Below are 22,015 nucleotides of genomic sequence, written 5' to 3' on the forward strand. Positions count from 1 at the left end.
GTCCTCGCCGGGCTCGAGCTCGCCACCTGGCGCGCCGCCCTGAACCACCCRCTGCTGATCGCCGACGGCAACGCCCCCGGCAACACCCCGCTGGTACGCGCCGAGCACGACGGCAACACGCGGCTCTACCTGCGCCGCTACTGGCAGTACGAGCAGGATATCCGCCACCTCATTTCGGCAAGACTGGGCACCAGCGACAGCGACGAAATCTGTAGGAGGAAGCTTCAGCTCACGACTGGCGCCGACAGGCGCCCCGATAACGCCACCGACATCGGACGCTTCGCCACCGCCCTCGATGGGCTGTTCCCTGTGCCCCCGGTTGGCCCGGAACCCGACTGGCAAAAAACCGCCTGCGCCCTCGCCGCCCAGGCCCACTTCGCCGTGATCACCGGCGGCCCCGGCACCGGCAAGACCACCACCGTGGTCAAGCTGCTCGCCCTGCTACAGGCGCTGGCCCTGGGCGAAGCCGACTCACCACGCCCGCTGCGCATTCGACTGGCAGCCCCCACCGGCAAGGCCGCCGCACGACTCAACGAATCCATCGCCAAGCAGGTGCAGGGGCTCTCATTGATGGAACTGGCCAGCGCCGTGGGCCAACAGGGTGTGGATATCTCAACTCTGCGCGACAGCATCCCCACCGAGGTGACCACGCTGCATAGACTGCTGGGCTCGCGACCGGATACCCGCCACTTCCGCCACCACGCCGGCAACCCGCTGGCACTGGACGCCCTGGTGATCGACGAAGCCTCCATGGTGGATATCGAAATGATGGCCGCCGTGCTCACCGCCCTGCCGTCCAAGGCGCGGCTTATCCTGCTCGGCGACAAGGACCAGCTCGCCTCGGTGGAGGCCGGCGCCGTGCTCGGCGACCTGTGCCAGCGCGCCGAAGGCGGCCACTACCCCCTCGCCACCGCCGAATGGCTGGAGGCTGTGACCGGCACACCGATCCCCGAACGGTATAAGGACGAAGACGGCCAGCCGCTGGACCAGGCCATCGCCATGCTGCGGGTGAGCCACCGCTTCGATGCCAGCAGCGGCATCGGCCAGCTCGCTGAGGCGGTCAACCGCCCGCTTAGCGCTGAGCATGGTTCGAAGGAAAAGAAACGCGCGGTAAGCGAAGTGTTCCAGCGGGAATACGCCGACCTCGCCCGGCTGCGTCTGGCAGACCCCGACGACCCGGCGCTGGACCGTCTGGTGGTAAACGGCAACCCGGCTGGCTTCAGCAACCAGGGCGAAGGCCGCCACGACCGACGCGGTGAAGCCATCGCCCCGCCGCTGGGCTACCGGCACTATCTCGAGGTGATGCAGCAACAGCGTCCCACCCAGGCCAGCTTCGGCGAAGGCGACGCACGAAAACCCTTCGACGACTGGGCCCGCGCCGTGCTCGACGCCCACGGCCACTTCCAGCTGCTGTGCGCACTGCGGAAAGGGCTTGGGGCATTGCCGGCCTCAACCCGCGAATCGGCCGGGCACTGCGCCGCGCCGGGCTGCTCCAAGCCAGCGACCTGGAGCTGGAACAGGGCTGGTTCGAAGGCCGCCCGGTGCTCGTCACCCGCAACGACTACGGCCTGGGGCTGATGAACGGCGATATCGGCATCACCCTCGCCGTGCCCGATGCCCGCAACACAGCGCAACAGCCTGGCCGCCCACTGCTGCGCGTCGCCTTCCCAGCCAGCGACGGCAGCGGCGAAATCAAGTGGGTACTGCCCAGCCGCCTGCAGGCGGTGGAAACCGTCTTCGCCATGACCGTACACAAATCTCAGGGCTCCGAATTCACCCACACCGCCCTGCTACTCCCCGACGCCCCCAATCCCATCCTCACCCGAGAGCTGGTCTACACCGGCATCACCCGCGCCAAGCACTGGTTAACGTTAGTGGAGACGGGACGCGGGATGTTAGATGAGGCGGTGACGAGGGAGGTGGTGAGGGTGAGTGGGTTGGGGGTAACACCAGGCCAAGATTAGCGCCAGAATCTTGATATTGCCGCCTCGCTCAAATCGACCTGCCACGCGCCAGCCGTCGTTTGGCGCGCCCTGGCTCGCGGTACTAAAATACAGTACCATTGAGGCATGAAACGAAAACACGCCAAGACGCTGGCCGCAATTTTCAGCCGCCCCACGCCAGGATCGATCCCGTGGAGCGACATCGAGTCACTGCTCAAAGCGCTTGGCGCCGACATCCAGGAACGGGAAGGCTCGCGTATCGCCGTCGTATTGTTTGGCGAGGTGCGCGTGTTCCACCGGCCCCACCCTTCACCGGATACCGACAAGGGCGCAGTGGCCAGCATCCGCAAGTGGTTGGAAGAGAACGGAGAGACCCCGTGAACAACATTATGATCATCGACGGCTATCGCGCCGTCATCCAGTACGACCCGGATATCGAGATGTTCCGCGGTGAGTTTACCGGCCTGAACGGCGGTGCCGACTTCTACGCCGACAGCGTGGTCAAGCTGCGCGAGGAAGGCCGGGTTTCACTGCGTGTCTTCCTCGAGGAGTGCCGGGAGCGAGGCATCGAGCCCACCAAGTCCTACTCCGGTAAGTTCCAGGTGCGCCTATCTGAGGAGCTGCACAAGAACGCCGTCGATGCCGCCACGGCCAAGGGGCAAAGCCTCAATCAATTCGTGGCTACCGCCATCGAGCACGAGCTTTCGGCGTAACATTGCCTCTCAGAGTCGGGTTCACGAATTCGGGCCACAGTGCGTATCGAAAACCTCTCCCGGCGACGCGGCCGCCCCCTGCTACGCGTCGCCTTCCCCGCCAGCGACGGCAGCGGAAGCATCAAGTGGGTACTGCCCAGCCGCCTGCAGGCGGTGGAAACCGTCTTCGCCATGACGGTACACAAATCCCAGGGCTCGGAATTCACCCACACCGCCCTGCTACTCCCCGACGCCCCCAACCCCATCCTCACGCGGGAGCTCGTCTACACCGGAATCACCCGCGCCAAGCACTGGCTCACGCTAGTGGAAACTGGACGTGGGATGCTGGATCATGCAATGTTAGCTCAAACTTACCGACTTAGCGGCCTAGTTAAATAAGTGGGAATAAAAAGGAGGGGAAATGGAAGGAATATATCTTCAATTACTTACTTCAGAGCGCTTTAGAGAGTCAAGAGTTAAAGGCAGAAATAACATTATTATTGAAGCTGAAAGTGATCGTGGTCGGTTGTTATTCTGCCCTGCTTTCAGGAGGCTGCAACAAAAGGCTCAGGTATTCTCAATGGAGCCTAACGCTGCAGTGAGGAGCAGATTAACTCACTCCGTAGAAGTTGCACACATGGGACGATATATATCAGACCAAATCACACCCTCATTAATAGAGAAAAAATTAATAAATCAAGAGCAAGCGAGCGCCTTAGTCATATTTGTTGAAACTGCCTGCTTGATGCATGACATTGGAAACCCACCGTTTGGCCATTTTGGGGAAGCCGCGATCCGGGAGTGGTTTAGAAAAAATGGAGAGGATGCCATAACCACTGCTCATGGCATTAAATTAAAAAAAGATAGGTTAAAAAAAACCATGCCACAGGTGGCTAATGCACTTGAGGATTTTCTTTCATTTGACGGAAACCCTCAAGGGCTTAGAGTAGTAACAAAGCTACAAAGAAATTCCGACGACCATGGACTAAATCTCACAAAAACCACAATTGGATCTTACCTAAAGTATGTAAGATCGAGCATTCAAAAACCAGAAGAAGTCCCATCACTTTTCACAAAAAAATGCGGCTACTTTACAACCGAAAAAGATATAATAATTTCGGTTTGGAAGCAATTTGTGTACAATCACCCACAGCGATTCCCTTTAGCCTACATCATGGAAGCAGCTGATGACATAGCATATTGCATTAGTGATCTCGAAGATTCTATCGAAAAAGGGTTAGTATCTAAAGAAAGTGCACTAAAAGACATTTATGAAACATGGCGGCATGCCATAAATGAAAAGAAACACAAAAACAAAAAAACCGCAGAAATAAGAAAAATATTTAACGATGCAATTCGTGAAAAAGACTCTACCGGAGAAGAATTCACATACATCGATTTCAGAACAAGTCTAAACCGAGTATTGGCCCGTGAAAGCGCAAAGAGATATATTAAAAACCACGACAAAGTTATATCTGGAGCACTGGACTCGTTAATACCAAAAGACTCTCCTGAAGGAATAACGCTTGAAAGCTTAAGAAATTACTGTAGAAAAAATATCTACTGCCATGAATCTGTACAGAAAGTTGAATTAGCCGGCTACACAGCCATTTATGGGATTCTAGACCATTTCCGCTGTCTCCTTGATTGCAATTATAGGAATTTTCTATCTGCATTGAACGGAGGCGACAGCGATGGAACGCAAGAATCACCGCTAATTATAGAGAAAAAGCTTCTATCTCTTTTCCCTAAAAATTATATCAAAACTTACAGATCAGACCTTGAAAGCATCTCTGAAAGTAATTCAGATTTTACTTACCGGGAGTGGTGCTTCCGCGCCCATCTTATAACTGATTTTTTATCAGGAATGACCGATAACTTTGCTACCGAAACGTACCAAACTCTTTCAGGAATGAGGCTGTGAATATTCTAGACTATCCAGAGCATCCATATTGGCATGTTAGAGATGCGGTATTGTCAAATCCTGACATAACAGAACTTAGCCTTAGTTACTACAAATATGTGCCACAAACAATCAATGACGAAAGAAAAATTTTCTCGATAAGCAGGAACGACTTCATCGACGAGATTTTGGTTAAAGATTTTATTTCTAATGCTCCCAAAGGAATGGAAGTAGCGATACACTCGAATATAGAACTTAGCAACCATGATACAGCACATTTCCCTATGGTTGATATGTCTACAGCATCCTCAGTACAACTTAGCAAGCTAGCTCCATTCATAGGAGAAGAGCTATTCAAGACCATGAAATGGTATAAAAGCGGAAGATCCTATCACGGCTACGCAGGCAAACTAATTAGTGATCGAGAGTGGGTGGCATTGATGGGCAGGTTGTTACTCGCCAACCAAAAGGGGATGCCTGCGACTGTTGACTCTCGTTGGGTTGGGCACCGCCTTATAGCTGGCTATGCTGCACTTCGCTGGTCCAAAAACACTGACCACTATCTGCAAGTTCCAACTTCTGCAAAGCTATTAGTCAAATAACACCATTGACTCCTGCACTCCAACTCAGTTATACGGAGTGCAGGAAAAACGGAGTACGAGCAGTCTAAAAGATTATTCAAAAAGGCTTTTCTCTTATTGTAAATGACAAAACATACTAATCCGCGTATACTTTTAGCTCTAATGATAATGAACGGGACAGTCCCACAAGATCTCCATAAATACTTTTCCCAGATATGTTCATTTTTCTTAAAAGCGCAAAAATATTCTCAAACAGAACCCCAGAAATAACTAGCTTTCTTATACCCACCTCACTGTAAGCTTCTTCATCTATCACCGCTTGAATAGACTTGCCTTTATCACCAGACAGCACAAAGCAACCAGCCTGCCGATCTATTCTTGCATTTAGTCTTTGCGGCTCTGTCACCCACAGTATATTTCTATTAAATCGCTCAACACACTCCTCAAATATTTCGTCTTTTCTACCATTAATTGTAGCCCTTGTCTCCGAAAAATGATTATCCTCAGCCTTTATTAGCTCTAAAGACTTCTCCATTAGCTCAGTGTAGTTCAAGCAATATAACGCCATGTCAGGTCGATTGATTTTATCATAATCTTCTAAGGCAAAATACAAAGCCGCATAAGGGCTAGATGTAAAATCAAGAAGCCTAGTCGGTACACCATAGTGCTGCATCAATGCTAGCCATTCAAGCAAGCTCTTAGGAGAAACATTTTCTTTATCATACAAATGAAATCTAGAAGAAAATTCTTCGCACGCATGTTTTTCGTAATTTCCAGCAAATTCTTTATTAAAGTTGTTTCCGCACCCTCGCTCTAAAGTTGATCTTAACGACCAGCTAGAATTAGAATGCCCCCTATAAATATAAGGATTGGGAAATCTATTAACAATGCTAAACAATTCCTCCATGGAGGTCACATTCTGAACAATCATACATTTCCTCTCACTCTCAAATACTCCAGCCTAACATCCTCCAATGCTTCTTCTGTAGAAAACTCATTTTCTTCATATATCAGCTTTAAAGGATCGCCTTTTAAACGTATACGCTTTGTCTTTTGCCCTTGCTTTTCAAGAATTCTAGCTGATGCCTCGTTACCTGTAGCTGCCACAGATTTTGTAACGCTAACAACTGCCTCTTGGTTTAAAGATTCACCCTCTGTTATCACCCGACCACCCTCACCATTAACAGCCTGGCAATAAACAGATAATGGCTTTTGAAATAACTCGTCAGCATCTACCGGGTTAGGGCCAGTAAAGCTGGCACTGAATGATTGTATCTTATGTGCTGCAAGAAGCTTTTTAATAAATCCTTTGGGATCGGGTATCGGATCTAATCTAACCTCCACATTACGCTTTAAGACAGGGCTTGTTACTGCTAACAGTTTCTTCAGTTTATTGGCAATCCCCGTTGGGGTCTGGGCCAGCTTGGACTTCCTTGCTATCGCAACAACTCCCACGCTCAAATCATATAGACATATAGTATACGGACTCTCTTCAAAATATTCCTCGACAAAATCACCCGATTCGTTATCATATTTAGCTAGAGTTGTTTTTGTTGTTCTTCCTACGGCAAAACTCCCCCCTTTCTCGTCAACTTCTTTGATATTCCCTATGTGCCACACATAATCCCTTCGGAACTCTGAAGAAGGCTTTGCATTTATAGCGAGCTTAAAAATTTCCGACACCTCGATGCCATCATCAAATATTGAAGATTGCCGTGGACGGACAAATTTTATCCTAAACAAATTTAACTCAATACTACTCACATGTGTCACTCCATAGCATATCGCACCCGGCTCACGCTCCGCTTTTTCACTGTAATCGTTCGTCGCGCAAACGAATGCTAGGGCTCTTCGCCCTCGGCTTTAAATTCAATTTTCGGCGGCAACTCGCTCATTGCATAGTGAACAAACTGCTGTCCAAGCCCTGTGAGCTCATAGCCTTCATGCTCATCAAACGCCGATACTTGCGGCTTTGGCCCACTTCCCTTGGGTCTTCTCTGTGTGGGCTTTGACACAAAACTTCCGAAACGATCTACTTCCCTATGTTGACGTATGATACCGCCCGTACTCAGATCACGAATAAGTAGCTTGTAGAGATCAGCATCAGCAGAATCTTCCCGCACAGGCCCTTACCAATTTTTCGCCATATCTCCCCACGCGTAATACCGCCACTGTTGTATATTGCCCCTATGACTTGGAAATGCATTTCTGAGTACTGATTGATCCAATCAATATACATTCGGACTACGTCGTCGCTGGAGACCGAAGTAGCGGCAGCATTGGAGAGGATATTTCGGATATATACTCGCTTCTCTTCACTTTCGGCGCCAGCCCACTCCCGAAAAGTCTTCTTTACTAACGACTGATACTCTCGACTTTCCACTCGTTCAGCGATTTTCTCATCTTGGAGATCAAGCCGAGCCATAATATCTATGATGGTTTCTTCTTTTTCTTTTAACTCATCTTGCAGCATTCTCACCCAGTGTTCAAAAAAACGATTCACTCTTTCCTGTTCTGCATCGGACCATGCACCGGCTATAGCCGAAAACACTCCGCCAGCAAAAGGAACAGCCCCGCCTATCGCTTGAAGCGCTCCTCGTGAGTATTTTGCCACCCTTTTGCCTTTCGGAATTTCCTCACTTGGATTGTCTTCATCCGACATACTCTGATACCTGTAGCCTTAACGCTTTGGGTAAGCGGCCGGGGCAAAGCGCAACGGGCTATCCCTAGCGTACGGTTGTGTCGTTCTGTGTCTTTGCGTTTCAGCCTAGCACTGAAGCATGGCTTTTCCCATGCGCAGGATCAACGCAACCCTACACAAGACAAAGCCCTAGGGAGACTGGAAGCGAACCTCCCCCAACCTCATCACCCGGAAGAACGGAAAGTACGCTTCCGCGCCGAAGTGGTAGCCTGCCTCCACTCTGGTGGTCAGGGTGAAACCATCAAAATTTCGGAATTCATCCAGTGTGCCGCAGGTTATCACCGCTCGCGCCCTGCTTGGCTCATCGATCTCTTCCCAGCGCACGCCATGCTGCGGCAAGAGCGCGGTCGGGACCCAGATGAAGCCATGCGGCTGGGCGAGTATCTGCCGTGCCCGCATCGGGTGGTAGCCGGGTGCTTTCTTGTTGCCGAGCGCGCGCTCGCCCGTCATGTGGAGATCTCGCTGACAACCTGAAGCGGCGTGCCCGGTGCGATAGTAATGAGGAAGTAGCGTCGTTACTCGGCTGAGTCTTCTGTGACGATCATCTTTCTGTCGTCAAACGCCATGTGTTGTGCAATTGCTTGCATGCCTTCCAACGGCTGTTCATAGCTCCACGCCACATCGCTGTGCTCGCCAAACGAAAAGTACGCGGCATCGCCCTTGAAGGGGCAGTGAGTTACGGTGGCGGAAGCCGTCAGTAAGTCCATCCTTACGTCTTCGCGGGGGAGATACTGCCGCGGCGGGTAGCCGCGTTCGCGGAGTTCGATGGTGCGGGTGGTATCGGCAAGCAGGGTGCCATCGATGATGACTCGCACGCGTCGGGCGTGCGGGTGCAGGGTGATGCGGGGCTCGGTGGAAGCCGTTGGCATAGAACCATCCCTTGCGTATGGGCGTTGTCGTTATATTGTTATGCGATTCAGCCTAGCACCCTAAGGTGGTTAGTCCCATTCTTGCCATCAACGGGCACCTCGAAATCCGCCCTACGAGCTGGCGATGGGACAGGGGAAATGCATGTAGCCATTGGAAAACCAGAAGGCCAGCCCCTATGCGGGTTGGCGCCGTCACCTGTACCTGATGCTCGAGCCAACCGCTCGTGACACCCCTGTTTCAACGTCACTGAAGGTTGGCCGCACCCCCACCCTGCTGCGCGTCGCCTCCCGCCGGCGACGGAAGCGGCGACATCAAGTGGATACTGCCCAGCCGCCTGCGGGCGGTGGAAACCGTATCCGCCATGACGGTACACAAATCCCAGGGCTCGGATTTCACCCTCCGCTTTGCTGCTCCCCAGTGCCCCATCCATACCCGGGAGCTGGTCAACACCTGCCTCGCCCGCGCCAAGCGCTGGCTCATACAGGTAGAAACGGGACGCGGGAGGTGGTGGGTGAGTTAGGGGGATATAAAGCCAACGCCACCAGCGCTGGTGGTATCAGCGTTTGGCCAGAAACGAATGTCCGCCAGTGACTATTCCACCGAGAGACATGTGCCTGAGAAAGCTTATGGCATCAATTAGCTATCTCAGGAATCGCTTCAAATTCTCCGTCTACAAACCAGCCGCTGTTCTTGATTCGCACTAGGGCTTCTGTTGGATCAGACGACCAGAGCACGAGAGTCAACGACTCCTGGGCGCGGCTGCATGTAACATATAAAAGGCGCAACGTACGGTCTATAGTCGTTTCTTTACCTTTCTCTACGTTTTCTCTGTCCGTCTTGCTGAGCTGCACACCACCAAAAATTTTGTCGTAGGAAATCTGGTTGCCGCCAGCTAATTTGTCATCCATTACAACCATGACATGGAGAAACTCAGAACCCTTTACGACTTGGTGGGTTGCCAGTACCGAGTTCCCCGCGAGGTAGGTTCGATACTTTTGTAACTGAATCCAAGGGGAAGCGAACAGCGCGCACCAACCACGGCGCATCCGGTCCTGTTTGGACTCCTCTTCGCCTCGACCAGGCGCTGGAGGTGGGAGCGATGTGTCCGCGTATGCTGCCGAGAGACGAGGGTCAACCTCAAACAGCTTTGCGCTCAAGACCGGTTCAAGCACCTCCCCCACTGTCGAAATCGGATCTGCACAGGCAGCAGCAAAAACTTCAATAGCTTGAAGCATTTCGTCGGTACGGCTTATCCGCGCTGCCGTGTCCTCAGGCATGTCATCGAGACGGCCGTAGCGCCGAAAAATCTCTGTGGTCTTGAACTCATCAACAGTACCATCAGGACTAACGCACGCCTCTAGCTGAGCGAGTTCGTTGAATAGAACCTGTACTGCAGCGGGCCCCTTGTTTTCGCCGCTTCCACTAGGTGCAGCAGCATTCGGATCAAGCAGCACCATGGCACCAAACGCATCGAGGAACGAGCCTCGTGTTGCGACGAGCTTGTGTTCCAATGCGAGCATCTGGTATTCACCTTGGCTCCAAGCGGCGGCCCCGCTCGCCTCCCGCATCTGGTCTGCGCACCAACGTTCGCAGATAACCTTATCTTCTGAAGAAAGCTTCGTGTCACCTACGTATATCCGGACAGCCCCGCCCGCCTTCTCGGTTCTTGAATGCTGTTCCACGCCGTTCCCAGGTTGGGTCCGCCCCTCGATTTCCGCTTCCCAGATTCTGTTGATGAGGGTGACGATTCGGCACTGGCTGCGATGGTTCATTTGCAGTTCCGGTGTCGCCCAGCTCGGTGGTACCAAACTTGGAAGGTCCGAATGTCCGTCGGTATAGATGCGTTGCCGATGGTCGCCGAGCAATCCAAGAGTAAGGCCACTCCTTCTTGGCTCAGCAAGGCCCATCAAAGCATCCAGCATCCCCTTCATCGTGTCCTGTGACTCATCGATGAGTACAATGGGATGCCGGTCTTTGAGGATAGTCCGGAGCGTAGACCTGTTCCTGAGAAGCCAGGCCGTTGCGTCGAGGACGTGCTTATGGGCAAGCGCGCCGGGACCATATGTCTCACGGTCCGGATGGTAAATGAACACATCCGTCCCTCTAAACGCCTCTATCACCTCCTTGAGTTCATTCAGATCCCGCTGTTTTGCCGCCGTAATTCCCCTCGGTTTTGCTCGGGCTTCTGCAGTTTCCTTTTCAAGTTGAGTTTCCTTGATAGCTATGAGCGCCGTGCGGATGTCTTCATTAAATCCACTAATGAGCTCCCAGCAAAACGCGTGGATGGTGGAGACCTCCACCAAGTCGTTATCTCCGAGGCGTCCATTTATGACCGCGACCGCGTTCTTCGTGTATGTGACTACACGTATTGAGCGCCCGTACATCCGCAGGCTCCGGGCAAGACGCTCACCCTTTTCATGCTCCACGACACCTGTCATCCGACGTAGCACCTCTACGAGCGTACGTGTCTTCCCAGATCCCGCGCCGGCAAATAGGAAGTAACTGCGCGGAGGCTCTTCAGTGAGATAGCCGCAGATTTCTTCAACAACCCCAGCATCGCGGTCGTTGTTGGCAAAGGTAGGAACCGCGCTCATACCATCACTCCTGGCCTGGTTCAAGCTGCGCCTGCAGCCAGGCCAAGGCATCCGCGATATATTTTGGGCATACGACGGGCTCATCCGACGAGATCATTTCGAAGATGCTTGCGGCGAAGTCCCCTTTATTGAACGAACCGTGCATGAGTGTGTGAAGTGCACAGAGCAGTTCTGGAAAGCTTCCGTCTTCAGCGGTCCTTTTTGCAACAGAGCCAAGTGCTCCCGTCGGTGCTTCAATCTCCAAGCCATTCTCATCGACTTTTTCGTCCATCAGGCCCTTGAACCAGGGCATGTTCGTAAGGACGAGCGAATCTTCAAACGTGCTGGGCCAGCTGCCGCCAGCTTCAGAGACAGGCAACTGCCAAGCGAAACGCACGAGGCAATCCGCGGTCTCATTCCATACCAACTGAGCGTCAGTTGGGTTTTTGAAATCATCGAGTTGGTTTAGCTTCGGATGCCAGCCACGAAGAGTCGGGTTACCGCAGTAAAGTCCAATTTGACCCGTATTCGCAACCGCGACAAGTTTTTTGGTCGGATCACCATTCTTCTTGGGTTTGCCTTCCCTTTCTTCAGATGGGTCAATATCGGTAATGATAACCGTAGGAATCCTGAGCTTCTCAACGAGTGGCTTGAGCCGGTGGGCATGGCTCCCTCCGATATCCAGAAAGGACACGTAGCGGCTGTTCAGTGTCTTAAAGTCACGCTCAATGAAGAGCGGAACCAGCATGCGCTCTGCAACACCCTCAACGAAAATGGCTGCATTAGCAAACAGCAGATCTGTGTGCTGAACGCGGAAGTAGCGCTCCGCAAACTGACGGGTCTTTTTGTCATCACCAAAGACCTGACCAAGATTGACCACTTCGGTCGTAGGCATAGGTTTTTCCGCACTCTTCGCGATGCGGCGAACATATCGGATTCTGTCAAAGTTCTCCGCATGAGCAAGATGGCTCGAATGAGTGCTAATGAGTAGCTGGCTTTTGAGAGCTGATGCATTTTGCTCAGTCGGACTGATGAGCTTGTGCGCCTTGTCGGGGAAGATACGCTGCACCTGAACATGGAGGTGCGCCTCAGGCTCCTCAATCATCACTAGGTGAACAGGTGCAGGAGAACCTTTTTCAGGCTTAAGCCGGGCTGCTTTGAAGGAAACCAGCTGGTAGCTGAGGGACTGGAGATTCTGGTAGCCGAGCCCGATAGAATATTCGGGTAGAAGCTCTTCGAGAGACTCCTTCTGCATGCTGTACTGGACAGCGGTCCCATGGTCGAGCAGGTCAGCCGTCTGGATGCGTGTGCGGAAGCGGATTTCTTGGGGGTCATGCAGCCCCGGATAGCCGAGCTCCTTAACTTCCTCAACCGAATCGGCGATGGCTTCGTGAATTTTCTTATCTAACTCTTTCTGCGCCTCAGCCACGGCTTTGATAAGGTCTGCACGGTGGCCATGTCCGGTACTGGCAACATTCAAGTGCTGTCGGGCAAACTTTAGAAGTTGGTTTGAAAACATGCCGACCCGATGCGGTCCCGAGGCAGACCGTGAGTCTGCTTCTTCGCTTCCGAGCCCTCGCTGGGCCGCGACAAAGTCAACGCGTAACAATTTTAGCAATTGCTTACGCTCAATTGGGCAGGCATCTTCAGAGAGTATCTGAGTGGTGTATGTTGCGAAGCCTGTCACTGGGTTGTTATCTGCATCTAGCTTGTATACACGAACTTGGCCAAGCTTCGATGGCTCACGTAGCCAGAAATCGAGGAGGTCCATGGGCCATGCTAGCGAGTCCGCTCCCATGTCCTTAACTGGCAAACGCGCCGTGTGATACATCCAGGCTAGTTGCTTCAGCTCTTCAATGCTTGCGGCTGGCTCAAGTCGCAGGCGAATACCAACTGCGCCTCCTTGCCAGCTCAGCTTAGAAAGGAATGGTGCGACGTAGTGGTACATACCGGCTTCTGCATCGAACCAGAGGTCCAGTGTTGGCATGGCCGTAAGAATTGTCTGGAGCTGCTCATTCCACTGATCTTCAGTCCCGGCGATTGTTGAGGGGTCTTCGGTCAGGGCTTCCCAAATTTTGCCAAGAGCTCGTAGTTTTGGCCACTGCGAGAGGCTGATGTCGAAAGCGCCGAAGGAGGACCCATCCGCAAGGAAGTGTCGCAGGGCAGCAAGAATCGAGGTTTTTCCACTGTTGTTTGCGCCGACCAGGATGGTGGTCTTTTTGTCGACGTCCAACTGAACTTTTTCCAGCCGACGAAACTGGCAGAGTTCGAGAAATCGAAGCTGGATATCTCCGGATACAGGGACAGCTGGGGCTGCTTCTGGCATTGATACGCCTCTCAACCAGGGTATAGGAATGAGACAACTACATAAACAGCCCAGGGCATCGGGTGAAGCATGATACGGGGCTCGGTGGAAGCCGTTGGCACAGAGCCATCCCTTGCGTATAGGCGTTGTCGTTATACTGTTATGGGATTCAGCCTAGCACCAAAGGATGGTTTGTCCCATTGATGTCATCAACGGGCGCCTCGAGATCCGCTCAACGGGCTGGCGACGGGATAGGGGGAATGCATGCAGCCATCGGATAGCCAGAAGACCAGCCCCTATGAGGGTTGGCGCCGTCGCCTTTACCTGATGCTCGAGCCCACCGCTCGTGACTCCCCTGGGCTATCGATCACCAACCGCTTGATAGCCGTGCTGATCATCTTCGCCACGGCACTGACCATTCTGGAGACAGAGCCAGTGGTCCGAGCGCTGGCGCCCAGCGCCTTCGTCACCGCCGAGGCTGCACTGGCGCTGGCCTTCCTGGTCGAGTACGTCGCGCGTGTGATCGCGGCCGGCGAAGATCCTCGCTATCGAGGGCTGGCTGGGCGCCTGCGCTTTATGGTTAGCCCATGGGCGATCATCGACCTGCTGGCGATTCTGCCGTTCTTCCTGACCATGGGAGCCGTCAACGCCTTCGCCTTGCGTCTGCTCAAGCTGATCCGGTTACTCAGGCTCGCGCGCCTGGGGCGCTTCTCCAACGCCATCGGCGATCTCTATCAGGCGGTGCGCGGGCGGCGCTACGAACTCACAGTGAGCCTGATGGTGGCAGTGGCATTGCTGATCGTCACCAGCAGCGTGATCTATGTCCTGGAAGCCAGCCATCAGCCTGAAACCTTCGGGAGTATTCCCAGAGCGCTCTGGTGGAGCGTGGCCACACTCACTACCGTGGGGTACGGGGACGTAACGCCGGTGACCGCGGCTGGGCAGCTGTTTGCCGGCCTGACCGCCATCGTAGGTATCGGCATGATCGCCATGCGACCGGCATCCTGGCGGCAGCTTCAGCGATGCCATGCAGAGACGTCGGGAGCAGGCTGAAGACGATAATAACGAGTAACAAGACAGGGAGCAGGGAATGGCACTTCGATTTCAACGGCGTACCCGTATCGCCCCAGGCATTAGCACGCAATGCCTCACGCTTGATATGGGGCCGAAGCTTGGGACCCGCTACTTAGGGGTAGCTGACCCCGCTTCGCCACCCTCTGGGCCGTAGAAGAACACCCAGGTGGCGAAGTCGTCGGTGAAATCCTCGAAGCGATGAACGACGCCCGCGGGCACGAACAGCACTTCACCCGCCTCGAAGGGCTGTCGGGTGTCACCGTTGATGAATTGGCCTGAGCCGGAGATGACGACGTACACCTCGTCTCTGGTGTGCGGGGTTTGATGATCCACGCCTTCCGGCTTGTAGATCTCGACCTGAAGTGAACCGTGCCGGAAGACCTCGGCGAAGGGCACGCCCTGATTGTCTTGCAGTTTCTTCAGCACAGCCGATGGTGTCAGGCGATCCGTCATGTTCTCACTCGATGCCGGTTGGGTGGACAGGAACCGCGGCGAATAGCTCCGGGAGAATCAGACACGCACTGCCTCACGCTCAACATGGGGCCGCAGCTCGGGGCGTAGCGCCTTGTCGGTCACCAGGTCTACTGGATGGCCCAGCAGATCCTCCAGGTAGAACTGCACCCCGAAATAACGGGCCGAGGTCGCCGGGCCGTCAAAGCTCACCAGGATATCGATATCGCTGTCGTCGCGAGCTTCATCGCGCGACATGGAGCCAAAAAGCGCCAACGAGGTGACGCCATACTCGCTGGATAGCCACGGCAGGTGTTCTCGCAACAGCTGTAAGGTCTTGGTTCGGTTCATCTTGCGCTACCTCAGTAACGTCGAGCCTTCGGCAAGCTGATCACTATGGCTGCCCATGGCTTAGCCTAGCATGGGTGGCGGCCTAGAGGTGCCCGCCTGATAACTCCACGCTACATCCTGATGCTCGCCAAGCGAGAAGTACGCGGCATCGCCCTTGAGCGGGCAGGCAGTCACTGTCTCGGAAGGGGCTATGAGTGGGGCGGTGAGCGAATCCGGCACGTGTTCGAACTGCGATTGGTGGAGTGAGCATTGATTCGGGGGAAGTCCATTTTTCACCCTTTGCTGATGTAATGCCGCTAGACCGACCATCGTGCGTGCTTGACATTGTCTGGCACTGCAGCCAAAACTATACGCAACTTACGTACACAATATGAAAGCAACGTTTGTCGAACTGCCTCCTTACGAGCGTCATCGCTCTACCTACTTCGACGATGCCGCATTTCGTGCCTTCCAGAGCTTCTTGCTCCAGAACCCCGAGGCCGCTGATGTTATGGATGCGGAACTCAACGCGAGGACATGACCATGGGCCGTAATATTGTTGACGAACTCGTCGAGGGCTTCGATGCACTGGCAGGTGAGCGCCAAGGCAAGCGCACGCTACGCTCCCACTCCGTAGAGCTGGAGGAGGTTCCCGACGTCACAGCCAGCGAGCTCATCGAGCTGCGGGAGCGGCTGAATATGTCCCGCCCGATCTTCGCCATGTATCTCCGCACCAACCCCAGGACGCTGGAGAACTGGGAGCAAGGCCGCGCCAAGCCCAATGCCCAGGCCAAGACACTTATCAGGCTGGTCCAGAAGTATCCCGAAACCATCGAGCATCTCGCTGATCTTGTCTAGCCGCTCGCGACATGCCCTATCAATCCCTGATCAAGGTCTGGCTTACGGATGATGTCAACGAGAGCCGTCGGGGCAGGTAGAGCCGGAATCCACGATTTGGTAGCGCGTGCTGCGGCCTCCCCCGGGCAGTTTCTCCAGGCAGCCCTTGGTCAGCAGGTCGGAGAGGTGGCGGGTCGCGGTGGCCTTGCTGACCTTGGCGACCTCCTGGTACTGGGCAGCACTGATGCCACCTTCAAAGCCCCGCTCTCCGCCATCCAGCAATCGGTTAAGCACTTTGATCTGCTCCGGTAGCAGGCCGGCATCGGCGAATCGCTGCCAGAAGCGTGTCTTGTCCAGGGTACGCTCAATGCCGGCCAGAGCATCGCCCAGAGTCTTCAGCAGGATATCGAGAAACCAGGCCAGCCAGCCGGTGAGATCGGTGGTGCCACGCTGGCTGGTTTCAAGCACCCGGTAGTAGTGCTGCCGCTCGGCCAGGATCGCCGCGGACATGGTATAGAGGCGAATGCTCTGCCGATCAGCCTGGGCCAAGGCCCGGTCGGTGATGGCACGGGCCAGGCGGCCGTTACCGTCCTCGAAGGGGTGCAGGGTAACGAACCAGAAGTGGGCAATACCGGCACGGCAGCAGGGGGTCCAGGGTCGGGTCATGGCGGCTCGCGTCGAACCACGCCAGGAAGGCATCCATTTCGTCATCCAGCGCTGTGCGAGGCGGGGCTTCGAAATGCACCTTGGGCTTGTCGAGACGGCCGGAGACGACCTGCATCGGTTCCTCGCCCCGCCACTCTCCGACCCGCAGCCTGACCAGCGATGCCTCGGCATCGGGGAACAACCAGCGATGCCACTGGAAGAGCCGCTCGCGGGTCAAGGCTGTATCGGGCGAGCCGATGGCATCCATCATCATGTCGGCCAGGCCTTCCGAACGAGATGACACAGCCACTGCCCCATTGTCCACGCCGAGGCGTCGTGCCAGGGAGGAGCGCACCGTGGCGGCATTCAAGCGCTCTCCCTCGATGGCCGAGGAGGTAATGATGTTCTGCAACAGGGTATCCAACGTGACCGCCGGATCATCATCGACGGGGAGAGAACCTACCCTGCCCAGCAGCATCCCGAGAGATCGCCAGGCTTCCTGAAGGCGAGGCTGAATCACAGCGGCTCGCCAGTGGAAAGCGGGCCAGTCGGGCTGCTGCCAGACCCAGGTTGACGGCGTGGTGGAAGCATCCATGGCGGCACCTTGCGGACGGTATGAGCCGAATGGTCGCACTATTCGGCTCACTATATGAGCCGAATTATCAGCCGATTCGGCTCATGGGTCAAGCAGGGCTCATTTGCTGCGATACTGGTGATCTCCCCTCGCGCCATGCACTGCATCGAACACTTCAACCAGACGCCTCTCGATGGTGCTCCCGCTTGGCAGCGAGTAGCTGCTGGTCGGCCCGGGCGGCAAGGCTGTCCAGGCTGTCGTCGTCGGGCCGCAGCGTGGCAATCCCTACACTGATCGAGACGGCGGCCAGCTCGCGCGCCCTCTGCTGCAGCCGCTCGGCGGTGGCGCGGGCATCATCGCTGCCGCTCTCGGGAAGCAGTATCAGAAATTCATCGCCGCCAAAACGGCCAAGCAGGTCGCTATCGCGCAGCGCGTCCTGCAGGCTCGCGGCAACGCGCTTGAGCACGGCATCCCCTGCGGCATGGCCTTGGGTATCGTTGACCTGCTTGAAGGCGTCGAGGTCGATCATCAACACGCTGAGCGAAATGCCATAGCGCCGTGCCCGATCAATCTCGCGCTGGCCCAGGGCCTCGATATGGCGGCGGTTGTAGCAGCCGGTGAGGAAGTCACGAGTTGCCATCTCCTCGAGCTGGCCGTTGAGCAGCGTAAGCTCGCGGTTGGCATGCTGCAGCTCAGCGGTACGCTGCTCCACGCGTGCTTCCAGCGCCTGGTTGTGGCGCTCCAGCGCATCCCGGGCCTGATGCAGTTCGGTCACGTTCTGGGCGATGCCGAACAGATGGGTGACGCGCTGCGGGTCGTCGGCGGCATTGTGCAGCGGCACGATCAGCGTCAACCAGTAGCCGTACTGCTCGTTGCCATGCTCGTCGAAGAAGGCGGCATGCTCCTCATAGCGTATCGGCTTGTCCCGCGCCACACATTCGCGGTAGCGCGCATAGATCGCCTCGGCCGAAGCAGCCGGCATAAAGGCCGAAAGCGGCTGGCCCAGGCACTCACGGCCGACGATGTCGAGCTGCGCCGGATTGGCTGCCTCGACCGTGAAGTGTCCGTCCTCCTCCACACGTACCAGGAACATGTTCTCGGGGAAGTGATGCCACAGCTCGCGGATCAATGGATGCGCCATCAGGGCGTCGTGGAAGGATTGCAGCGTCTGCTGAGGAGGTTCATCTGTCATGTGATCACCCGCCGCGAGGTTTTCACTACCTTTACAGTAACCACCTGGTCTGGCAAGTGCCGCCAACCTGGGCGCGGGCGCAAAGCATGACAATCCGGTGCGTTGCTCGCTCAGCCTGGCTCCCCGTCAGCAATTCTCTCGAGTGGTAGTCGCCGAATGTTGCGCCCACGGTAGAAATACAATATTGGTGTGCTGCCGCACAGAAATAATCACCTCACTGCCTATATTGGTATTAACGTCGTCGCAGCCCATCCCGATAAGGAGTGACACGTTACCACCATAACCTCACACTTTCTTACAAATGGCCTTGACCATAACGTACTTGTTGAAAGGCTGCCAACCAGACATCACATCTATTGAAACAGCTCTTCAGTAAACTACTGAAGATGAGGAGACAGTCAATGAAACATGAAGATTCCAAGGCAAATGCCAACCAGGCTAGCGATGAAGCCAGCGCGCAGTTTAACGATGCCATCGCTGAGCCGGTCCGCGCTTATGGATTGATGACCACCAATTATTTTGAAAAATTGTTCTCGGCTCAGTTCGATTCTGTCCGCAATTTTTCAGAAAAAAGCCTTGCGCAGTCCCGCGCCTGGCTCGAAGTCAAGGATTCCGACAGCTTCAAGGAGGTGGTCGAACAGCAGCAGCAGGCTGTACGCGAGATGAGCGAGCGCTTGAAGGAAGATGCTGAAAAGATTCGCTCCTTGAGCGAGGAGTATATGAAGGATACCCAGAAGCTGACGACTGAGAGCATGCAAACGGGTAGCAAGCAACTCGAAAAGAACATGCAAAAAGGCAAGAGCCAAGTAGAGAGCGGCTTCAAGAAGGGTCAGGAAGTGGCTGGCGATATCTACCAGAAAAGCCAACAGCAGGCCGATAAGAGCAAAAAGTCGATCACCAGCTAATTCTTGTAGCTTACTTGAAAAGACCCCCTTGATTTCCGCGACCGCCTAGCAAGCGGTCTTTTCGGGTTAGGTGTAATATCTCGAAATATGATTTATCTCATGCGCAGAATGATCGACATGGCTGCGCGTGATCTTGTGCGAACCTGCAACCACCCTATCAAGGGGGTACACTGGGCCGATACGACCCAACGCAAGGCAAGCAGCGTCGATGACTCGAACCCCTACTCCTGATTCGCAGGACAACTTATCCGGTGGGCCCAAGCTGACGGCACTGGGCGGTCACAACGTTCTCTTCGTGATGGCGGCGGACGCCGAATACGGCCCGCACCTCAAGCAGCGTTTTACACCGCTCGTCAGCGGTGTTGGCCCGGTGGAGGCGGCCGTCGAGCTTACCGCTGCCCTGGCCGCCCTGGCCCAGCGCGGCGCCTGCCCGATCTGGTGGTGTCGCTGGGCTCGGCCGGCAGCCGGGTGCTGGAGCAGACCGAGGTCTATCAGGCGACATCCGTTTCCTACCGGGACATGGACGCCACGCCGCTGGGCTTCGAAAAGGGCGTCACGCCCTTTCTCGACCTCCCGGCGACCCTTCCACTGCCGCTGCGCATTCCCGGCATCGCTGAGGCGTCGCTGTCGACCGGGGCCAATATCGTCTCGGGCGCGGCCTACGACTCCATCGCCGCCGAGATGGTGGATATGGAGAGCTACGCCTGCCTGCGCGCCTGCATGCGCTTCGAGGTGCCGCTGACGGTGCTGCGCGGCATTTCGGACGGAAAGGCGGAGCTGCACCACGTCGATGACTGGACGGAGTACCTCCACGTCATCGACGAGAATCTGGCCCTGGCCGTCAACCGCCTCGGCGATGCGCTCGCCGAAGGGCTGTTGACGCGCTGAGCGCTGGAATCAGCCGCCCTGCACGACCCCGCAGGCGACCCGGTCGCCGGCACCGCCAATGGGCTGACTCATGTGGTCGTCGGGGTTTTCATGGATGACCAGCGCGCTGCCGTCATCATCAAGCATGTTGCCGCCGATACTGCCGTCGAGGCTGGCCCGTTCGTTGAACATCTCCACCATCGCGCTGCCGTCGCCGTGGACGTAGAAGTTGGGCAGGTCGCCGGCATCCGGGCCCTCCGGGTTGAGGAAACCGTGCGCGGAGTCATCGGGATTCAGGTGACCGCCAGAGGCCTGGAACCCTTCCTCGTGATCCTCGCAGGTACCGACGTTGTGGATGTGGATGGCCTTCCAGCCCTCTTCCAGGCCATCGATGCTGAAGTTGATCAGCACCCCGACCGGGCCCTGCTTGATCGTGCCCTCCCCCACTACCTCACCGTGGTTATCGACGAATTCGACGCTGGCCGTCGGGCCGTTGCCTTCGCCTGCCATGCTCGTCAGGGAAAAGGCCCCAAGCGTCAAACCGATCAGCGCTGCATGTCCTGTTTTCATCGACTCCTCCATGTAGTTTGAACGACCGTTCATTGGCCACCCCCAACATAGTCGCTGGGAGCGTCAATTACGACCGGGAGGTAGTACACTGTTCTTCATAGCGGTACTCAAGCAGCCTTGTTCGCCTCATCCAGCAACCATTCACGAAACTGGGCGGCGATCGATCGCTCCTGTCCTGGGCCCGCACTGACCACGTAGTACGCCTGTTCACAGTTCAGTGGTTTATCCAACACCACCTCCAGCTTCCCGGCGCTCAGCTCCGCCTGGTGTAGATCCCGACTGCCAAGCAGGATGCCCTGACCGGCCACGGCCGCCTCTTGTGCCAGCAACCCGTTGCCAAACCGCAGCTCACGGAACGCGCCGGCGTCATATGCCTGCTGCTTGAACCACTCTTTCCACCCGCAGGGCTCGTCGAAGCGGGTAAGGGTGCTGTCACACAGCAACGGCAACTGGCGCAATATGTCGATGCTGCTCACGGTGTTAGCCAATTCGGGGGCACACATGGGTACCAGGTCCAGTCCCATCAGCCGTTGCGGCTGGATGTCGGCATAGTTGCCGTAGCCGAGACGTACAGACACGTCGATGCCGGCACGCATGAGATCGGTCACACCGAAGGCGCTGTCACGGGCTCGGTCCACCGTATGCAGGCTCGCCTGCAAACGCACTTCGGCGTCTGGGCACACGGCGTAAAAGCGGTGTAGCCGCGGTACGATCCACTTGGTAGCGAACAGGGGTTCTGAGCACACGGTGACGATGAGCCGCTCTTCGCCGTAGGAGCGAATCTTGTCCACCGCACGATCCAGAGTCTGAAACCCCTCATGCAGCTCCGGCAGGGCCGCACGTGCGGCTGGAGTCAGGCTGACCCGCCGGTGGTGACGGACGAAAAGTTTAACACCGAGATACTCCTCAAGTGCCTTGATCTGGTGACTGATCGCCGCCGGTGTCACGTTGAGTTCCTTGGCGGCCGCAGCGAAGCTCTTGGTTCGTGCAGCGACCTCGAAAT

General features: G+C 55.7%; 24 protein-coding genes and 2 pseudogenes. 11 read left to right on the top strand and 15 right to left on the bottom strand.

All coding sequences use genetic code 11. From position 1 onward, the window contains the following. The 6 genes and pseudogenes from recD to Q427_RS31575 all read left to right on the top strand — a co-directional run. A pseudogene (gene recD, locus Q427_RS22060) lies at positions 1-1,964 on the top strand (exodeoxyribonuclease V subunit alpha); the annotation flags it as partial. A gap of 105 nt (positions 1,965-2,069) precedes the next feature. After that, complete coding sequence (locus Q427_RS22065) at positions 2,070-2,324, top strand: type II toxin-antitoxin system HicA family toxin (protein ID WP_043517333.1); 255 nt, start codon at positions 2,070-2,072, stop codon at positions 2,322-2,324. Next, entirely contained in the window at positions 2,321-2,656 is a 336-nt protein-coding gene (locus Q427_RS22070) for a type II toxin-antitoxin system HicB family antitoxin (RefSeq protein WP_043517335.1), read from the top strand. Before Q427_RS22065 ends, Q427_RS22070 begins: the two co-directional genes overlap by 4 nt. Before the next feature lie 69 nt (positions 2,657-2,725). Further along, positions 2,726-3,034: pseudogene (locus Q427_RS22075) on the top strand (ATP-binding domain-containing protein); the annotation flags it as partial. Between the two features lie 22 nt (positions 3,035-3,056). Then, complete coding sequence (gene dgt, locus Q427_RS30540) at positions 3,057-4,559, top strand: dGTPase (RefSeq protein WP_081786148.1); 1,503 nt, start codon at positions 3,057-3,059, stop codon at positions 4,557-4,559. Further along, on the top strand, positions 4,556-5,140 hold the full coding sequence (locus Q427_RS31575; protein ID WP_155833657.1) for a primase 1D-like protein: 585 nt from the start codon (positions 4,556-4,558) through the stop codon (positions 5,138-5,140). Before dgt ends, Q427_RS31575 begins: the two co-directional genes overlap by 4 nt. Before the next feature lie 115 nt (positions 5,141-5,255). On the opposite strand, the gene Q427_RS30545 is transcribed toward Q427_RS31575, so the two are convergent. The 5 genes from Q427_RS30545 to Q427_RS22090 form a co-directional block, all read right to left on the bottom strand. Continuing rightward, entirely contained in the window at positions 5,256-6,050 is a 795-nt protein-coding gene (locus tag Q427_RS30545) for an FRG domain-containing protein (protein ID WP_081786149.1), read from the bottom strand. Next, on the bottom strand, positions 6,047-6,883 hold the full coding sequence (locus tag Q427_RS31580) for a hypothetical protein (protein WP_155833658.1): 837 nt from the start codon (positions 6,881-6,883) through the stop codon (positions 6,047-6,049). The genes Q427_RS30545 and Q427_RS31580 overlap by 4 nt, the downstream gene beginning before the upstream one ends. Positions 6,884-7,187: 304 nt before the next feature. Further along, positions 7,188-7,781: a hypothetical protein gene (locus tag Q427_RS22080; protein WP_155833659.1), complete on the bottom strand. Its 594-nt coding sequence runs from the start codon at positions 7,779-7,781 to the stop codon at positions 7,188-7,190. A gap of 168 nt (positions 7,782-7,949) precedes the next feature. Beyond that, positions 7,950-8,270: a hypothetical protein gene (locus Q427_RS22085; RefSeq protein ID WP_043517339.1), complete on the bottom strand. Its 321-nt coding sequence runs from the start codon at positions 8,268-8,270 to the stop codon at positions 7,950-7,952. Positions 8,271-8,335: 65 nt separating this feature from the next. Then, complete coding sequence (locus tag Q427_RS22090) at positions 8,336-8,689, bottom strand: DUF427 domain-containing protein (RefSeq protein ID WP_043517342.1); 354 nt, start codon at positions 8,687-8,689, stop codon at positions 8,336-8,338. 362 nt (positions 8,690-9,051) lie between these two features. On the opposite strand from Q427_RS22090, the gene Q427_RS36485 reads away from it, so the two are divergent. After that, a complete protein-coding gene (locus tag Q427_RS36485; protein WP_331280686.1) occupies positions 9,052-9,210 on the top strand; it encodes a hypothetical protein in 159 nt (52 codons plus the stop codon). Positions 9,211-9,322: 112 nt separating this feature from the next. On the opposite strand, the gene Q427_RS22095 is transcribed toward Q427_RS36485, so the two are convergent. Both Q427_RS22095 and Q427_RS22100 read right to left on the bottom strand, forming a co-directional pair. Then, positions 9,323-11,284, bottom strand: a complete 1,962-nt coding sequence (locus Q427_RS22095) for a UvrD-helicase domain-containing protein (RefSeq protein WP_043517344.1) — start codon at positions 11,282-11,284, stop codon at positions 9,323-9,325. A gap of 4 nt (positions 11,285-11,288) precedes the next feature. After that, positions 11,289-13,589 (bottom strand): AAA family ATPase, encoded by a 2,301-nt coding sequence (locus tag Q427_RS22100; protein ID WP_043517346.1) that lies wholly within the window; start codon positions 13,587-13,589, stop codon positions 11,289-11,291. A gap of 243 nt (positions 13,590-13,832) precedes the next feature. Between Q427_RS22100 and Q427_RS22105 the strand changes: the two genes are divergently transcribed. Next, complete coding sequence (locus Q427_RS22105) at positions 13,833-14,621, top strand: potassium channel family protein (protein ID WP_231613850.1); 789 nt, start codon at positions 13,833-13,835, stop codon at positions 14,619-14,621. Positions 14,622-14,750: 129 nt separating this feature from the next. Here the strand turns inward: Q427_RS22105 and Q427_RS22110 are convergent, their stop codons facing one another. Genes Q427_RS22110 through Q427_RS30550 form a run of 3 tightly spaced genes read right to left on the bottom strand, consistent with a single transcriptional unit; the run spans position 14,751 to position 15,752 of the window. Beyond that, complete coding sequence (locus Q427_RS22110) at positions 14,751-15,095, bottom strand: cupin domain-containing protein (protein WP_043517348.1); 345 nt, start codon at positions 15,093-15,095, stop codon at positions 14,751-14,753. Between the two features lie 57 nt (positions 15,096-15,152). After that, entirely contained in the window at positions 15,153-15,443 is a 291-nt protein-coding gene (locus Q427_RS22115) for a nucleotidyltransferase family protein (protein WP_043517350.1), read from the bottom strand. A gap of 60 nt (positions 15,444-15,503) precedes the next feature. Beyond that, positions 15,504-15,752, bottom strand: a complete 249-nt coding sequence (locus Q427_RS30550; RefSeq protein ID WP_081786150.1) for a DUF427 domain-containing protein — start codon at positions 15,750-15,752, stop codon at positions 15,504-15,506. A gap of 213 nt (positions 15,753-15,965) precedes the next feature. Between Q427_RS30550 and Q427_RS22120 the strand changes: the two genes are divergently transcribed. Next, the gene (locus Q427_RS22120; protein WP_197030784.1) at positions 15,966-16,280 is read left to right on the top strand and encodes a helix-turn-helix domain-containing protein; all 315 of its coding nucleotides are present in this window, start codon (positions 15,966-15,968) and stop codon (positions 16,278-16,280) included. 54 nt (positions 16,281-16,334) lie between these two features. On the opposite strand, the gene Q427_RS34610 is transcribed toward Q427_RS22120, so the two are convergent. From Q427_RS34610 to Q427_RS22130, 3 genes are all read right to left on the bottom strand, one after another. Then, positions 16,335-16,925, bottom strand: coding sequence for a Fic family protein (locus Q427_RS34610; RefSeq protein WP_231613851.1), 591 nt, complete (start codon positions 16,923-16,925; stop codon positions 16,335-16,337). Then, positions 16,843-17,424 (bottom strand): DUF4172 domain-containing protein, encoded by a 582-nt coding sequence (locus Q427_RS34615; protein WP_231613852.1) that lies wholly within the window; start codon positions 17,422-17,424, stop codon positions 16,843-16,845. Before Q427_RS34615 ends, Q427_RS34610 begins: the two co-directional genes overlap by 83 nt. Positions 17,425-17,653: 229 nt before the next feature. Then, on the bottom strand, positions 17,654-18,670 hold the full coding sequence (locus Q427_RS22130) for a GGDEF domain-containing protein (RefSeq protein ID WP_043517353.1): 1,017 nt from the start codon (positions 18,668-18,670) through the stop codon (positions 17,654-17,656). Between the two features lie 401 nt (positions 18,671-19,071). Here Q427_RS22130 and Q427_RS22135 point away from each other — a divergent pair, with 401 nt between their 5' ends. Together Q427_RS22135 and Q427_RS22140 are read left to right on the top strand one after the other, a co-directional pair. Next, the gene (locus Q427_RS22135) at positions 19,072-19,575 is read left to right on the top strand and encodes a phasin family protein (protein ID WP_051496595.1); all 504 of its coding nucleotides are present in this window, start codon (positions 19,072-19,074) and stop codon (positions 19,573-19,575) included. Positions 19,576-20,016: 441 nt separating this feature from the next. Next, entirely contained in the window at positions 20,017-20,463 is a 447-nt protein-coding gene (locus Q427_RS22140) for a 5'-methylthioadenosine/S-adenosylhomocysteine nucleosidase (protein WP_231613853.1), read from the top strand. Between the two features lie 9 nt (positions 20,464-20,472). Here Q427_RS22140 and Q427_RS22145 read toward each other — a convergent pair whose 3' ends face one another. Together Q427_RS22145 and Q427_RS22150 are read right to left on the bottom strand one after the other, a co-directional pair. Continuing rightward, positions 20,473-21,012, bottom strand: coding sequence for a superoxide dismutase family protein (locus Q427_RS22145; RefSeq protein WP_043517356.1), 540 nt, complete (start codon positions 21,010-21,012; stop codon positions 20,473-20,475). A 107-nt stretch (positions 21,013-21,119) separates the two neighbouring features. Next, a partial coding sequence (locus tag Q427_RS22150) for a LysR family transcriptional regulator (protein WP_043517358.1) occupies positions 21,120-22,015 on the bottom strand: 896 nt, incomplete at its 5' end.

The sequence above is a fragment of the Halomonas sp. BC04 genome (assembly GCF_000568385.1).

Excerpts from the sequence above, each read along its gene's own strand:
- Q427_RS22090 (WP_043517342.1), bottom strand. The coding sequence starts at position 8,689 with ATGCCAACGGCTTCCACCGAGCCCCGCATCACCCTGCACCCGCACGCC.
- Q427_RS22120 (WP_197030784.1), top strand. The coding sequence starts at position 15,966 with ATGGGCCGTAATATTGTTGACGAACTCGTCGAGGGCTTCGATGCACTG.
- Q427_RS22145 (WP_043517356.1), bottom strand. The coding sequence starts at position 21,012 with ATGAAAACAGGACATGCAGCGCTGATCGGTTTGACGCTTGGGGCCTTT.
- Q427_RS22110 (WP_043517348.1), bottom strand. The coding sequence starts at position 15,095 with ATGACGGATCGCCTGACACCATCGGCTGTGCTGAAGAAACTGCAAGAC.
- Q427_RS22065 (WP_043517333.1), top strand. The coding sequence starts at position 2,070 with ATGAAACGAAAACACGCCAAGACGCTGGCCGCAATTTTCAGCCGCCCC.
- dgt (WP_081786148.1), top strand. The coding sequence starts at position 3,057 with ATGGAAGGAATATATCTTCAATTACTTACTTCAGAGCGCTTTAGAGAG.
- Q427_RS22105 (WP_231613850.1), top strand. The coding sequence starts at position 13,833 with ATGCAGCCATCGGATAGCCAGAAGACCAGCCCCTATGAGGGTTGGCGC.
- Q427_RS22100 (WP_043517346.1), bottom strand. The coding sequence starts at position 13,589 with ATGCCAGAAGCAGCCCCAGCTGTCCCTGTATCCGGAGATATCCAGCTT.
- Q427_RS30545 (WP_081786149.1), bottom strand. The coding sequence starts at position 6,050 with ATGATTGTTCAGAATGTGACCTCCATGGAGGAATTGTTTAGCATTGTT.
- Q427_RS36485 (WP_331280686.1), top strand. The coding sequence starts at position 9,052 with ATGACGGTACACAAATCCCAGGGCTCGGATTTCACCCTCCGCTTTGCT.
- Q427_RS22135 (WP_051496595.1), top strand. The coding sequence starts at position 19,072 with ATGAAACATGAAGATTCCAAGGCAAATGCCAACCAGGCTAGCGATGAA.
- Q427_RS22130 (WP_043517353.1), bottom strand. The coding sequence starts at position 18,670 with ATGACAGATGAACCTCCTCAGCAGACGCTGCAATCCTTCCACGACGCC.
- Q427_RS22085 (WP_043517339.1), bottom strand. The coding sequence starts at position 8,270 with ATGACGGGCGAGCGCGCGCTCGGCAACAAGAAAGCACCCGGCTACCAC.
- Q427_RS30550 (WP_081786150.1), bottom strand. The coding sequence starts at position 15,752 with ATGGTCGGTCTAGCGGCATTACATCAGCAAAGGGTGAAAAATGGACTT.
- Q427_RS22095 (WP_043517344.1), bottom strand. The coding sequence starts at position 11,284 with ATGAGCGCGGTTCCTACCTTTGCCAACAACGACCGCGATGCTGGGGTT.
- Q427_RS22115 (WP_043517350.1), bottom strand. The coding sequence starts at position 15,443 with ATGAACCGAACCAAGACCTTACAGCTGTTGCGAGAACACCTGCCGTGG.
- Q427_RS22080 (WP_155833659.1), bottom strand. The coding sequence starts at position 7,781 with ATGTCGGATGAAGACAATCCAAGTGAGGAAATTCCGAAAGGCAAAAGG.
- Q427_RS34610 (WP_231613851.1), bottom strand. The coding sequence starts at position 16,925 with ATGACCCGACCCTGGACCCCCTGCTGCCGTGCCGGTATTGCCCACTTC.